Source organism: Plantactinospora sp. B5E13 (assembly GCF_039871775.1).
Classification (GTDB): domain Bacteria; phylum Actinomycetota; class Actinomycetes; order Mycobacteriales; family Micromonosporaceae; genus Plantactinospora.
The window spans coordinates 1-14,002 of sequence record NZ_JBDPLT010000069.1; the positions used below are offsets into that span (position 1 = coordinate 1).

Sequence of the window (14,002 nt, forward strand, 5' to 3'; positions counted from 1 at the left end):
TGGCGGGCCGCCGCGCTATTCTGGAGACGGAGCCAGGAGCACTTTGCCTGGACTTATGAGATTAGCCGGACTCGTGAACTGAGCCGGATTTGTCATGAAAGCCCACGAACCACCGCACGGGGGAGTGCAGCGGACATGGGCATCGGTACAGGGATTTTCCTCATCGCACTGGGTGCCATCATGACGTTCGCCGTACGGGCGAACATCTGGTGGCTGGACCTCCGCGCGGTCGGCTGGGTCCTCATCGTGGCGGGTTCCGCCGTCCTGCTCACCACCCTCTGGTACTGGCAGGACCGGAAGAAGAAGGCTCGGACGCTGATCGTCGAGGAGAACCGGCTGTCGCATCCGACCGCGATGATGCCGCCACCACCGGATCCACCACCGCCGAGCGCGCCGCCGACCTGACCGGCGACGCCGGGAATCAGCCGGACGCCGGAAATCAGCCGTCGGTCCGAATCAGCCGTGCCGGTCAGCCGCGTGCGGTGTGCCACTTGACGATCGGGCCGGCCTGCTCCCGCAGGTCGGCCCAGTCGCCGTCGACCCGATGCACCACGATCCCGCCGGTCCGGAGCCCGTCCGGGGCGGCGTGCACCGGATCGAGCAGAGTGGACAGATCGGAGATGGTCGGGTTGTGTCCGACCAGCAGCACCGTGGTCACGGCCGGATCGGTGGCCCGGACCAGGTCGAGCAGGTCGGCGACGTACCCGTGGTAGATCTTCGGCTCGTACCGGACGGTCGGCGCGGCCATCGTGGTCTCGGCGCCGGGCTGGGTGGTGAGCGGGCGGGTCGGCGGGGCCGCCATGCCGAGCGCGGCGTCGTGCCAGGTCTGCCGGGTGCGCTTCGCCGGTGAGCAGACGACCGCCGCTGGCAGGTAGTCCGCGTAACGCAGCCAGGCGCCGGCCGCAGCGGCGTCCGCGTGGCCGCGCGCGCTGAGCGGCCGGTCGGCGTCCTGCATGCCGCCGGTCGGCTGTTCGGCCTTCGCGTGTCGCAGCAGCACGAGGTGCCGTACCGGTCCCGGTACGTCCGGGCCGCCCGTCGCGGCCGTACCGGCCGCCTGGTCGTCTGTCACGCTGCTCCCACTCCTCCACCCGGTACCGGTTCCGCCCGCGGCGCCGCCGCTGCGCGAGGTTGTCACCAGCTTGCCTGATTCGGTTCTCCACCGCCTGGGTATGTCGATGTGTGCCGCGTTCCGTTCGGGCGCGGTGACCGGTTCCGGCCGGTCGACAGCACGGCGACTGCCTGGAGAGGTGGAACGATGGGCATCGGTGGAAGCATCTTCCTGATCGCCTTGGGCGCGATCCTCGCGTTCGCGGTGAACGTCGGTACGGGCTGGCTCGACCTGAACGTCGTCGGCTGGGTGCTGATGCTCGCCGGTGTGGTGGGACTGGTCATGACCGCGTACTTCTGGCGCAGCCGTCGCCGGACCGTCGTCGCCACGCCGCCGACCCCGGAGACCCGGGTGGTGCCGAGCCAGCAGGACCGGGTTGTCGAGGAGTACCGCGAGGTACGCCGTCCCGCCCGTCCACTCTGACCGCCCGCCCGTCCCTGGCCTTCGTGCCACCGTGCGCTCCGACCGTGGTGGTTCAGGTGAACGTGGTGGTTCAGGTGAACAGGGCGAAGTAGATCGCCACGTGGTGGCAGATCGCGGCGACCAGGGTGCAGGCGTGGAAGAACTCGTGGTGGCCGAAGACGGTGGGCCAGGGGTTGGGGCGGCGTAGGGCGTAGCAGATCGCGCCGACGCTGTACGCGGCCCCGCCCGCGACCAGCAGCACCAGGATGGTGACCCCGCCCCGGTGCAGGATGTCCGGCAGCACCGCGACCGCGACCCAGCCGAGCGCGAGATAGAGCGGCGCGGAGACCCAGCGCGGCGCCCCCGGCCAGACGAGCTTGGTCGCCACCCCGAGCACCGCACCCACCCAGACCGTCGACAGCAGTACGGTCGCCTTCGGCGCGGAGAGCACCAGCAGACAGAACGGCGTGTACGTCCCGGCGATGAACACGAAGATCATCGAGTGGTCCATCCGCCGCATCAACTGGTAGCCCCGCTCCGACCAGACCCGACGGTGGTAGAGGGCGCTGGTGCCGAAGAGGCCGCAGACCGTGACGCTGTAGATCAGGCAGCTGACCAGCGGTGTCCAGCCGGGCCTGGTCGCCGCGACGGCGCAGAGGACCCCCCCGGCGACCAGGGCGACAAAAAACGCGTACGCGTGCAGCCAACCGCGCATCCGGGGCTTGCCCAGGTCGACGGGGCGCAGTCGAATCGGTGCGGAAGTGCTCACCCACTCAGGCTACGGCACCGTAGGTTACTCGGCAGTAGTGCCGCGCGTCACGTTCCCGCCAGCTGTCCGGACCGCTTCCCGGCAGCCGACGTCAGTTGTCCAGACCGCGCAGGATCAGCGGCAACCGGTGTACGCCGTCCGCGGTGATCCGGATCGGCACACCCCAGTCCTGCCGGGTCAGGTGGCAGGCGGCGAACTCCGCCTCGGCGTCGCAGGTGGCGGCCTGGGCGACAACCTGCAGCACGCCCTCGGGCACCTCGCGATTGAGCACCAGACGCCGGGACAGTTCGGTACCCGACCCGGCGCCGTCGAGCAGCAGCTCCGGCGGGGACGCCGAGACCTCCAGCCGGGTCGACGGCCCGAACGAGTCGTCCAGCTTCTGTCCCGGCGGTGGCTCGAAGATCACGTCCAGGGTCAGGTCACCGGCGGCCAGGTCGGTCGGCGGCCGTTCGGTCCGGTGCCGGGCGCCGGCGACCGTACTGGCACCGGCCGCCGAGAGCGCCCCCGGCGCCAGCCGGGTCAGCCGGTGCGCCGCCGACTCGACCACGATCACCCCACCGTCGGCGGTGAGTACCAGGTCGCTCGGCTCGCCCAGCCCGTCCGCCACCGTCGAGACCCGGTCGCTCTCCGGGTCGTACCGGCGGACCGCCCCGTTGTACGTGTCGGCCACCAGCACCGAGCCGTCCGGCAGCGCGCAGACTCCCAGCGGATGCTGGAACAGCGCGTCGGCGGCCGGACCGTCCACGTGGCCGAAGTCGAAGAGCCCCTGCCCGACGGCGGTGTGCAGCGCCCCGTCCTCGACGTACCGGAGGGCACTGGTCTCGCTGTCGGCGAGCCAGAGCCGCCGACCGTCCGCCGAGACGGAGAGCCCCGAGGGCTGGGCCAGCCACACGTCCGGCAGCGGCCCGTCCCGCAACGCCTCCACCGTGGTGCCGGCGTACACCCCGGCGGTCCGCTTGATCGGGTCGAACCACCAGAGCTGGTGGATGCCGGCCATCGCCACGATCACCCGGTCGTCGTACCAGGCGAGGTCCCACGGGGAGGAGAGGTCGATCGCGAGCGCGTCGTGCGGGTGGTCGTCGACCGTCGAGCGCCACGGCCGGCCCGACCCGGCCACCGTGGTGACCTCACCGGTCGCCAGCCGTACGCCCCGAAGCAGGTGGTTGACGGTGTCAGCGACCACGATGTCGTAGCCGGCGACCTCCGCCACGTGCGCGGGCAGCCGGCACAGCCCCTGCGGCTCGGAGAACTCGGCGCTCTCCGCCGACCCGTCGGCGCGGCCACGCCCGCCGGTGCCGATCCGGCGCAGCACCGTCTCGCCGTCGGCGGCCAGTTCGACAAGTGAGTGCCGGGCCGAGTCGGAGACCAGCAGCGTGTCCCCGTCCAGCGGCAGGGCCTTGCCGGGAAAGCGCAGCACGGTGGCCGGCTCGGCGGGCGGCACGTACGGGCCGTCGCCCCGGTGCAGGGTGCCCTTGGCCTCGTGGGTCTCGATCAGCTCGTCGATCAGCCGGGACAACCCCTCGGCGTGTCCCTCCCCGGCCATCGAGGCGACGACGTAACCCTCGGGGTCGATCACGCTCAGGGTCGGCCAGGCCTTCGCGGCGTACTGCTGCCAGCTGATCAGCTCCGGGTCGTCGAGGACCGGGTGGTGTACGCCGTACCGCTCGACGGCGGCGGCGAGGGCGTCGGCGTCCCGTTCGTGCTCGAACTTCGGCGAGTGGACCCCGATCACCACCAGGACGTCGCCGTACTTCTCCTCGAGCGGGCGCAGTTCGTCCAGCACGTGCAGGCAGTTGATGCAGCAGAACGTCCAGAAGTCCAGCAGGACGATCTTGCCGCGTACGTCGGAGAGGGTCAGCGCCCGACCGCCCGTGTTGAGCCAACCGCGTCCCCGGAACTCCGGAGCGCGGACCCGGGCGGTACGAATCTCAGCCATGGCCCCATCCTGCCGCAACGCCTCGGATCGCCTGCCCGTCGGCCCCCGAACCACTCGGGAGCGCGGCCCGTGACCGGAGCGGGGTGGAGCACGATCCTCCTGCCGGGTGGTCGACGTCAACGACGCTGCCCCGACACGCCCCCGGCACCGACACGCCCCCGGCACCGACACGCCCCCGGCACCGACACGCCCCCGGCACCGACACGCCCCCGGCACCGGGGCGAACCCGGTGCCGGGGGCGTGGTGTCACGGAAGCTCTGCTCAGCCGGCGGTAGCAGCCCGCTGGAGGCAGAGCACTTCCTTCTTGTCACCGGGCAGCACGATCGTCGGCTGGCTCCGGTCCTCGCACTTCTCCGCGTTGTCGACCTTGGAAATGACCTTGAACGCGCCGTCCTCGGCGCAGTCGGCGGCCACCGGCTCCTTGCCCGACTCCTTCACGCAGGTGCCCACCGCCGGGTTGAAGCCCGCCGGCGAGCCGGCGTCGCCGCCGCCCATCTTGCCGAGCGCCCAGAGGGTGCCCAGCGGGATGGCCAGCAGCAGTACGGCGGCGGTCAGCACGAGCAGCAGCACCCGGCCGTTCCGAACCTGCGGAACCGGCGGTTCGGGGGTCGACTCCGGTTTCGGCTCGGGCTTGAAGGAGTCGAACCTGCCGTGCTCGGCGTCGTCCGTCCCACCCCAGCCGGGACCGGCCGGAGGACCACCGAAGGCGCCGCCGGGCGCCGGTGGCGGGTACGCGGCAGGTGCCGGTGCTCCGGGAGGCGCCCCGAATCCGGCCGGGCCAAACCGGTCGGTGTCGACCCCGCCGGGCGCGCCGGCCATCGCCCCGTTCTGCCCGGCCGGCCCGCCGGGCCCGATCAGGTCACCGAAGGGGGCGTTGCCCGGACCGCCGGAGCGGACGTCACCGCCGGGGCCGAAGGGCCCGTCGCCCGGTCGACCGCCTGGTGCGGCACCAAATCCGCCGTCAGGGCCGAACGGGCCACCCGCCCCGGGGCGGTTGCCGGGGCCGGGGCCGAAGCCGCCGTCCGGGCCGAACGGCGGTTCACCCGGGCGTGCTCCGAAGGGTCCGTCCTGGCCTGGGTGGTCGCCAGGACGTGGTCCGAAGGGTCCGTCCTGGCCTGGGTGGTCGCCAGGACGTGGTCCGAAGGGTCCGTCCTGGCCTGGGTGGTCGCCAGGACGTGGTCCGAAGGGTCCGTCCTGGCCGGGGCGGTTGCCCGGGCCGGGGCCGAAGCCGCCGTCCGGGCCGAACGGTGGTTCACCCGGGCGTGCTCCGAAGGGTCCGTCCTGGCCTGGGTGGTCGCCAGGACGTGGCCCGAAGGGTCCGTCCTGCCCGGGTTGGTTGCCCGGGCCGTACGGATCGCCCGGACCGGCGAAGTTGTCCGGCTCGAACGGACCATCAGGGCCGGAGCGGTCACGGGGACGGTCCCCGAAAGCACCGTTCTGGCCGGCGTGGTCGCCGGGTCGGGCACCGAACGGGCCGCCGGGTCCGGCGAAGTTGTCCGGTCCGAAGTCGCCCGGTGCGGGGCGCTGGTGCGGCAGTCCGGCCGGTGCGGCGTCGGCGCCGGGGGCACCGACCCGGGTGGTGGGTGCGGCGAAGTCGGCGGCCGCGCCCGGCCCGGGGTGTGCGGGCGGCATGCCGTAGACGCCCGCGCCAGGCTGGTCGCCAGCATCCGGACCAGGCCGGTCCGCCTCCCAGCCACGCTGCTCGGGCACGTTCGGCCGGTCGGCCGCCCAGCCCGGTTCGGCGGTGCTCGGCTGCTCGGCCTCGTCCGCGCCGGCCGGGCGGCCGTACACCCGGGGTTGCGGAGCGGGCATCTGCGCCGCGCCGCCGAGGTCACCGGGGGCGACCCGGCTCGCCGGCGGTACGGCGGCACTGCCCGCCACGGCCCGGCCGGTAGCCGCCCGGGCAGGCTCGGCCTCCGGCTGCCCCACCCCGGGTACGGAGACCCGGCCGGCGACCGCCGACTCGTTCGGCGTACGGGGTTGCGGGACCTGCGGGGCGGGAGACTGCGGAGCCGCCTCGGCCGCGGCATCCGGGTAACCGCCCGGCGTCCAACCGCCCGGCTCCCGGCCCGCCGCGACGTCGGACGAAGCGCCGAAGCCGGGCTGCGGGCCGAAGTCGGCGGGTGGCGGGTAGTCGGCCGGCGGTTCGGCCGCCAGGCTCGCCCCGGGGATCCGGGTCTCCTGCGGCGGCAGCGGCACCGGGTTGCCGGCGGCGAACGCAGGGGCCGGAGGCGGCTGGTAGCCGCCGCCCGACCCGGCCGGTTCGCCCCGGTCAGCCGCGGGCCGGGACGCCTCGAAGGTGCCGGGTGGGGTCCCGTCGGCGCCGGCCGGTGGCCCCCAGGTCGGCACCGACGGGGCCCAGGACGCCGGGGACGGGAAGCCGTCGCCCGGGTTCGCGTCGGCGGGTCGGGAGAAGTCCGGTGGCGACTGCGGGGAGTCGGTCGGGCCGGATTCCGGCCGAGGGTTGGCCGAGCCCCAGGCCTCGCTCGCCGGCCAGGGCTCCGGCATGGCCGCGGCGCCCCGGTTGGGCAGCGGCTGGTTCGGCGGCCCGCCCGCGTCGCCGGCGGATCCGGGGTACGGCGTCGGGCCGCCCGGTGACGCGACCGGCGGGCCGCTCTGTGGCGCGGGCGGTACGGCGGACGGCGCCTGACCGGCCCACGGCGGTGGACCGTCGGTGGTGGGGGCGGGGCCCCATTCCGGTGGGTAGTTGCCGGCGTCACCGGCCGGGCGGGGTGCAGCGGCGGGGGGAGTTCCCCAGGCGTCCTGCTGCGGCGGGGCGCCGGCCCCGGGGGCTCCCCAGCCGGGGGTGCCCGGCTGGCCTCCGGCGGGCTCGTCCCACGGTCCGGGGGCGCTGGCGCGGCCGGCCGGTGGCGGCGGAGGTGCCCACCCGAAATCGGGCGGCGGGGTACCGGCTCCCTGCGGCGGGAACCGGTCGTCGTGTGGTGCGTTGCTGCCGTACGGGGCTGGGCCTGCGGCGCCCGGCGCAGCCTCGTCCGGCCAGCGGCCGGGGTGCTGCGATTCCTCGGACGTCATGCGCGCGCCTCCTCAATCACGTGTCGGCCGCGCCGATCTCGCGCGCCGTTTCTCCGGCCCGGTTGCCGGGGGACGGCGGCGCGGAACCGGCTGGGCAAGCTTCTCGCACCGTAGCCGGTCTCGACCGGGGCCGCCTGGGCAGCACCGGTCGCCCCGTGCCGCCCAGGTGCCGAGCGCATCAAGCTGTCGCGGTCCGCCCGGAAGCCGGGCGGCCGGTCGGGCGACGACCGTGCCAACCGTACCGGTCGGTGTGTGGGCGACGGAATCCCGGTGGCTCGCGGTTCCGGAACGCCGACGGCCCACCCGGGGAGGACCGGGTGGGCCGTCGATCTGGTGCGGAGATGAGGAGAGTCTGTGGAGTTCAGCCGTAGAAACGCTGCGCGGCGATGAGGATCTCGTCACGTACCGCGGGCGAGTTGGTGGCCCGCAGTGCGCGCTCGATCGCCCGCGCGCGACGCGCGCTGTTCCGACGGTTGCGGAATCGGTCGATCATGCTCATTGGTGGTGCGCCCCCTGCTATTCGGTTGTCTTCGCGCCTGATGAGTCCATTGAACCGCACAGCGGACCACAGTGCCAACGATTATTAGGTGAGGTGCGCCACCGACCGAAGAATCTTAGGCGTGTGGCCATCCCTGATCGATGGTTCTTCGTAACCTAATGGAAACAGCCGGTGTGCCCGGGGGTTACCCGAGACACACCGGCTGCCCGGTGTCCACCGCCGCGTCACGGCGGGGAAACGCTCCGTCAGGTCCAGGCCAGCAGGGCCGCCTCCGGATCGGTGAGGAAGTCGCCCACGTCACGCAGGAACTTCGACCCCAGTTCACCGTCGATGATCCGGTGGTCGAAGGAGAGACCCAGGGTGGTCACCTGGCGGACCTTCACCTTGCCCTTGTGCACCCAGGGCATCTCCCGTACCGCGCCGAACGCCAGGATCGCCGACTCGCCCGGGGGCAGGATCGGCGTACCGGTGTCGACGCCGAAGACGCCGACGTTGGTGATGGTGAACGTCCCGCCCGACATCTCCGCCGGGGCGGTTCGGCCGGCCTTCGCCGTCTGCACCAGTCCGGTCATCGCGTCCGCCAGTTCACGCAGGGTGAGCCGGCCGGCGTCCTTGATGTTCGGCACGATCAGGCCACGCTCGGTCGCCGCCGCGATACCGAGGTTGACGTACTCCTTGACCACGATCTCGTCGCCGGTCCAGGTCGAGTTGACCATCGGGTGTCGACGGATGGCCAGCAGCACCGCCTTCGCCACCAGCAGCAGCGGCGACACCCGGACGTCCCGCCACTCCCGCCGCTCACGCAGCCGGTCCAGCGCCTTCATCGACCGGGTCATGTCGACGGTCAGGAACTCGGTCACGTGCGGCGCGCTGAACGCCGAGTTGACCATGTTCTGTGCGGTCAGCTTCCGGACCCCCTTGACCGGGATCCGCTGCTCACGGTCGGGCCCGAAGGCCGCCGTCGCCGTCGCGGTCGCGGTCGCCGTACCGGCTGTCGGCTCGGCCACCGTCGCCGTCCCGGCCACCGCCTGGTGTACGTCGTCCCGGGTGATCGAACCGAGCGGTCCGGTCCCGGTGACGGTACGCAGGTCCACCCCGAGATCCTTGGCGAGCTTGCGTACCGGCGGCTTCGCCAGCACCAGGGCGTCGGCGCCCTGCCTCGGCGCCGGTGCGACGGCCGCTGCTGGCTGGGCCGGCACCACCGGCGGGACGGGCTGGGTCGGCACCGGCGCGGGAGCCGGGGTGGCGGCCGGCCGGCTGACCACCGGAGTGCCGTTCGTCACCGGGGCGCCCTTGCGCGGCCGACGCTTGGCGGCACCGGTCTTCGGCCCGTAGCCGACCAGCACGGCCGTCCGACCGCCCGGCGCCGGGCCACCGATCAGACCGGGCTCGACCGCGCCCTCCTCGGGCGCGATCTCGACGGCGGCCAGCGAGGCCGCCGACGGCACCGGCAGGTCGCCGGCGTCCGGCTCGGTGTCCACCGCGAAGATCGGGGTACCGACGTCGACCACGGTGCCCTCCTCGTGGAAGAGGGCGGTGATCCGGCCGGCCCACTTCGCCGGGATCTCCACGGCCGCCTTGGCGGTCTCCACCTCCACCACCGGCTGGTTCAACTCGACGATGTCGCCGACCTGGACCAGCCACTTGATGATCTCGCCCTCGGTCAGCCCTTCGGCCAGGTCGGGCAGGGGGAACTCGCGTACTCGGGACATCGGCGTCACCACCCGAAGCTGCGGTCGACGGCCTCGAGCACCCGGTCGAGGTTGGGCAGGTACTCCTCCTCCAGCCGGGCGGCCGGGTACGGGGTGTCGAAGCCGGTGACCCGCAGGACCGGTGACTCCAGGGAGTAGAAGCACTCCTCGGTGATCCGGGCCGCGATCTCGGAGCCGAGACCCAGGTTGCCGGGCGCCTCGTGGATCACCACGCACCGCCCGGTACGCCGCACCGACTCGTACGCCGGGGCGAGGTCCAGCGGGGAGAGCGTGCGCAGGTCGATCACCTCGAGGTCGCGCCCGTCCTCCTCGGCGGCGGTCGCCGCCTCCAGGGCGACCCGCACCATCGGCCCGTACGCCAGCAGCGTGGCGTCCCGGCCGGGCCGGACCACCCGGGCGGAGTGCAGCGGGTACGCCTCGGCGAGCGGGGCGTCGAGGTCGACCTGGCCCTTCTCGTGGTAGCGCCGCTTCGGCTCCAGGAAGACGATCGGGTCGTCGGAGGCGACCGCCTGCTGGATCATCGTGTACGCGTCCTGTGGCGTCGAGCAGGCGACCACCTTCAGACCGGCGGTGTGCGCGAAGTACGCCTCCGGCGACTCCGAGTGGTGCTCGACCGCGCCGATGCCGCCCCCGAACGGGATCCGGATGACCATCGGCACCTTGACCCTGCCCTGCGAGCGGAAGTGCATCTTCGCCACCTGGGACACGATCTGGTCGTACGCCGGGTAGACGAAGCCGTCGAACTGGATCTCGCAGATCGGCCGGTAGCCGCGGATGGAGAGGCCGACGGCGGTGCCGATGATGCCGGACTCGGCGAGCGGGGTGTCGATCACCCGGTTCTCGCCGAAGTCCTTCTGCAGACCGTCCGTGATCCGGAAGACGCCGCCGAGCTTGCCGACGTCCTCGCCCATGATGATCACCTTGGGGTCGTGCTCCAGGGCGCGGCGCAGGCCACGGTTGATCGCCTTGCCGATGGTGAGGGTCTCGGTGGCCATCAGTGCACGCTCCCCTCGAACGAGTCCAGGTAACGGCTCATGAACTCCCGCTGGGCGTCCACCTCGGGGGAGCCGTGCGGATAGACGTTGTCGAAGAGGGTCAGCGGCTGCGGGTCGGGCATCTCCAGCACCCGCTCACGCAGTCGCAGCGCCTCCTGCTTCGCCTGCTCGTCGACCTCGGCGAGGAAGCTGTCGTCGGCGATGCCCTGTTTTGTGAGGAACGCCTTGACCCGGGCGATCGGGTCCTTGGCCTGCCACGCCTCCACCTCGCTGGCGATCCGGTACCGGGTCGGGTCGTCGGTGGTGGTGTGCGCGCCCATCCGGTACGTGTACGCCTCGATCAGGGTGGGGCCCTGACCGTGCCGGGCGTTGTCCAGCGCCGCCCGGGTCACCGCGTACGTGGCGAGCACGTCGTTGCCGTCGACCCGTACGCCGGGGAAGCCGAAGCCGGCGGCCCGCTGGTAGAGCGGGATCCGGGTCTGCCGCTCCAGGGGTTCGGAGATGGCGTACTGGTTGTTCTGGCAGAAGAAGACGATCGGGGAGTTGAAGACGGCGGACCAGATGAACGCCTCGTTCACGTCACCCTGGGCGGAGGCGCCGTCACCGAAGTACGCGATCACCGCCTCGCCGTCGTCGGTGCCGGTCTTGCCGTCCATGGTCACGCCCATCGCGTAGCCCGTGGCGTGCAGCGTCTGGGCCCCGATGACGATCGTGTACATGTTGAACTTGAACTCGTTCGGGTCCCAGCCACCGAGGTCGACACCGCGGAACAGGCCCAGGGGCATGATCGGGTCGATGCCCCGGCAGTAGAGCACGCCGTGTTCGCGGTACGTCGGAAAGGCCATGTCCTGCGGTCGCAGGGCCCGCCCGGAGCCGACCTGGGCCGCCTCCTGGCCGAGCAGACTGGCCCAGATGCCGAGTTCGCCCTGCCGCTGGAGTGCGGTCGCCTCGGCGTCGAGCCGCCGTACCAGGACCAGATCCCGGTAGAGGTCGCGGTACTCGGCGTCGGTGAAGTCGACGCTGTACTCCGTACCGTCGATCCAGGTGACCTTGTCGATCCGGTCGCCGTCCGGGGTGAGCAGCTGCACGAGATCCCCGGTAGCTGGGGTCTTCCCGGCAGGCTTCGCAGCCCGGGTCGTGGTCCGCCTGCCGCGGCCCGTGCCCGGAGGATCGCCCTTCGCCATCCCTATCTCCCTGTCGTTCGTGCGTCGGCACCGGGGGTGTCCCGACCGCGCAGCTCGTGCGCCGGTCCGGCTGCTGCCGGCCCGGGGGTGGCTGCCGCGCCTGACCCCGGTAGGGGCTGCCACGCGGCGTGAACCAGGTTCAGGCCGAGCCTGGTCCACCGAGCGTCGGCGCCGCGTCCTGCCGATCACAGGGTGCGCGAAGGTCGAGGCCGCGTTGCCGTCGGGTCCATATTCGCAGAGCAGGTCAGGATAGTTACAGGTCGGCCTCTGGCGGATCTTGGAAGGCTGCCGGGTTCGCCACACATGCGGTGATTTGTTGAGGTGCGTCGACCGGTTCTGTCGAAACTCGAGCCCTGACACACTGTGTGTCGCTGGCCAACACTCCGTTACTGCGTTTAGCTGACATCGGCGGACGGCGCCCGGAGCGGGGAACGTTTCCCCTGCTCAATGGCGAGGTGCCCGGCTGGTCTCGGACCGGCCGGATGGTGACAACGAGGAGTGTTCCGGTGCCCACACACGGCCACGACGATCCAGCTCCGATGCTGCTGGCCCGGCATCGCCGGTCCGGTGGCGCGCACGTGGGGTACCGCCGGGTGACCGGGGTGCACCGGGCCGAAGGGCTGGCCGGACCCACCCGGCGCTACCTGTTCACCGTCGCGTTGCTGGCCGGAACCTCGTCGCTGCCGATCCTCGCCGCGATCGGCAGCGGTTCGGCGACGGTCAACGACGGCATGCCGCCGTCCTCCGGCAGCGTCCCGTTCATTCCACCGCCCGGCGGCGGGCAGGTGGTGCCGCTGCCGACCCCGCCCGCCGACGATTCAGGACCAGCCGGTACGGGCGACGGGGCCGGCCGGCTGGGCTGGCGAGGGCTGCCCGACCTGGCCGGATCGACGCCCGGCGGTCCGGGCCCGTTCACCGGACGCCCGCCCGGTCCCATCCCCGGTCTCCCGCCGCCTCCGGCCCCACCTCCCGCCCCGCAGACCGGTCCACCGTCACCCGGGAACCCCGCCCCGACCACCCCGACCGAGCCGTCGGTGCCGACACCCGGGCCGACCGACCCCGCACCGTCGCCGCACCCGTCGCCGGGGCCGACCGACCCGTCCCCCGGCCCGACCGACCCGTCGCCGTCACCGGAACCCTCGCCGTCGTCCGGACCACCGCCGACCACCTCGCCCCGGCCGAGCGGCCCGGCTGACCCGTCACCGTCACCGTCACCGTCACCGTCACCCTCGCCGGAGCCGGAGCCGGAGCCGTCACCCTCGCCGGAGCCGGAGTCGACGTCCTCGCCGGAGTCGTCGCGGGAGCCGGAGTTGTCGCCGACGCCGTCGTAACCCGGACGGGCGTCAGGAAGGGCCCTTCCGGTACCGGAAGTGACAGGAAGGGCAGCTTCCCTACGGGCGGAGCATCGGCGGGTGCAGCAGTTCGGCCGTACCGCGGCGGTAGAGCTGGGCCGGTCGCCCCCGGTCGCCCTCGGTGGCCCGACCGACCGATTCGACAAAGCCGGGGGTGCTGGTGACCTTGCGGTGGAAGTTGCGGGGGTCCAGCCGGGTCCCCCAGACCGTCTCGTAGACGGTGCGCAGCCGGGCGATGGTGAACTCCGGCGGGCAGAAGGCGGTGGCCAGCGGGGTGTACTCGAGCTTGGCCCGGGCCCGCTCCAGTCCGTCGCCCAGGATCAGGTCGTGGTCGAAGGCGAGCTCGGCGTCGGCGATCCGGGACACCGGCAGCCAGTCCGCGGCCGCCGCGTCGGTGCCGGCGACCGGTGTCGGCAGGTCCGGGAGCAGGGCCAGGTACGCCACCGTCACCACCCGGCCACGCGGGTCGCGCTTCGGTCCGCCGTACGTGCCGAGTTGTTCGAGGTGGCCGACCGGCTCGGGAACACCGGTCTCCTCGGTCAGTTCCCGGGCTGCGGCGTCCGGCAGGTCCTCGTCGAAGCCGACGAATCCGCCCGGTAACGCCCAGCGGTCCTGGTACGGCGGCACGCCCCGGCGTACCAGCAGTACGCAGAACTCGTCGTCCCGCACGGTGAGCACCACCAGGTCGACGGTGACCGCGAAGGGCGGGTACTCGGTCATCGGATTTATCACCACCTTGACGAGAAGCTATCACAGTGATTACTGTCAGTAGGACGAGAAACGGGCCGTACCGGATTCGTTACTCGGCTCGGGTCGTCGACCGGCAACGACGGCCTTCGGCGGCGCCGACGGATACCGTCGGCGCCGCCGACATGACCTGCGTACCAGGGCCGGGGCGTACGGAAACCCGCCCTACCGTCCAGTCAGCACGCTCCCGGCGGCCTATTCACCGTTCAGTGACCCCTGACTATGCTGATCTCCCTCGATGGGTGAAAGCCCTGCACTCGGCGGG

At 72.6% G+C, this 14,002-nt stretch carries 12 protein-coding genes; 3 read left to right on the top strand and 9 right to left on the bottom strand.

Annotation, left to right across the window (positions count from 1 at the left end):
* The first annotated feature begins 135 nt into the window (after positions 1-135).
* On the top strand, positions 136-405 hold the full coding sequence (locus ABGB05_RS34515) for a DUF6458 family protein (protein ID WP_347658177.1): 270 nt from the start codon (positions 136-138) through the stop codon (positions 403-405).
* A 64-nt stretch (positions 406-469) separates the two neighbouring features.
* Here the strand turns inward: ABGB05_RS34515 and ABGB05_RS34520 are convergent, their stop codons facing one another.
* Positions 470-1,069, bottom strand: coding sequence for a histidine phosphatase family protein (locus tag ABGB05_RS34520; RefSeq protein WP_347658178.1), 600 nt, complete (start codon positions 1,067-1,069; stop codon positions 470-472).
* A 186-nt stretch (positions 1,070-1,255) separates the two neighbouring features.
* Between ABGB05_RS34520 and ABGB05_RS34525 the strand changes: the two genes are divergently transcribed.
* Positions 1,256-1,531, top strand: a complete 276-nt coding sequence (locus tag ABGB05_RS34525; RefSeq protein WP_347658179.1) for a DUF6458 family protein — start codon at positions 1,256-1,258, stop codon at positions 1,529-1,531.
* A gap of 70 nt (positions 1,532-1,601) precedes the next feature.
* Here the strand turns inward: ABGB05_RS34525 and ABGB05_RS34530 are convergent, their stop codons facing one another.
* The 7 genes from ABGB05_RS34530 to pdhA all read right to left on the bottom strand — a co-directional run bounded on the left by ABGB05_RS34530 (position 1,602) and on the right by pdhA (position 11,638).
* Positions 1,602-2,279: a hemolysin III family protein gene (locus tag ABGB05_RS34530; protein ID WP_347658180.1), complete on the bottom strand. Its 678-nt coding sequence runs from the start codon at positions 2,277-2,279 to the stop codon at positions 1,602-1,604.
* Between the two features lie 91 nt (positions 2,280-2,370).
* Entirely contained in the window at positions 2,371-4,206 is a 1,836-nt protein-coding gene (locus ABGB05_RS34535) for an NHL domain-containing thioredoxin family protein (protein WP_347658207.1), read from the bottom strand.
* Positions 4,207-4,476: 270 nt separating this feature from the next.
* Positions 4,477-7,248, bottom strand: coding sequence for a hypothetical protein (locus ABGB05_RS34540; protein WP_347658182.1), 2,772 nt, complete (start codon positions 7,246-7,248; stop codon positions 4,477-4,479).
* A gap of 361 nt (positions 7,249-7,609) precedes the next feature.
* Positions 7,610-7,741, bottom strand: a complete 132-nt coding sequence (locus tag ABGB05_RS34545) for a hypothetical protein (protein WP_331213831.1) — start codon at positions 7,739-7,741, stop codon at positions 7,610-7,612.
* A gap of 251 nt (positions 7,742-7,992) precedes the next feature.
* Positions 7,993-9,459, bottom strand: a complete 1,467-nt coding sequence (locus ABGB05_RS34550) for a dihydrolipoamide acetyltransferase family protein (protein ID WP_347658183.1) — start codon at positions 9,457-9,459, stop codon at positions 7,993-7,995.
* Between the two features lie 5 nt (positions 9,460-9,464).
* A complete protein-coding gene (locus ABGB05_RS34555) occupies positions 9,465-10,454 on the bottom strand; it encodes an alpha-ketoacid dehydrogenase subunit beta (RefSeq protein WP_347658184.1) in 990 nt (329 codons plus the stop codon).
* Entirely contained in the window at positions 10,454-11,638 is a 1,185-nt protein-coding gene (gene pdhA, locus ABGB05_RS34560) for a pyruvate dehydrogenase (acetyl-transferring) E1 component subunit alpha (RefSeq protein WP_347658185.1), read from the bottom strand. The genes ABGB05_RS34555 and pdhA overlap by 1 nt, the downstream gene beginning before the upstream one ends.
* Positions 11,639-12,144: 506 nt before the next feature.
* Here pdhA and ABGB05_RS34565 point away from each other — a divergent pair.
* Positions 12,145-12,969, top strand: coding sequence for a hypothetical protein (locus ABGB05_RS34565; protein WP_347658186.1), 825 nt, complete (start codon positions 12,145-12,147; stop codon positions 12,967-12,969).
* A 60-nt stretch (positions 12,970-13,029) separates the two neighbouring features.
* Here the strand turns inward: ABGB05_RS34565 and ABGB05_RS34570 are convergent, their stop codons facing one another.
* Positions 13,030-13,710, bottom strand: a complete 681-nt coding sequence (locus ABGB05_RS34570) for an NUDIX domain-containing protein (RefSeq protein ID WP_347658187.1) — start codon at positions 13,708-13,710, stop codon at positions 13,030-13,032.
* Positions 13,711-14,002: the final 292 nt, after the last annotated feature.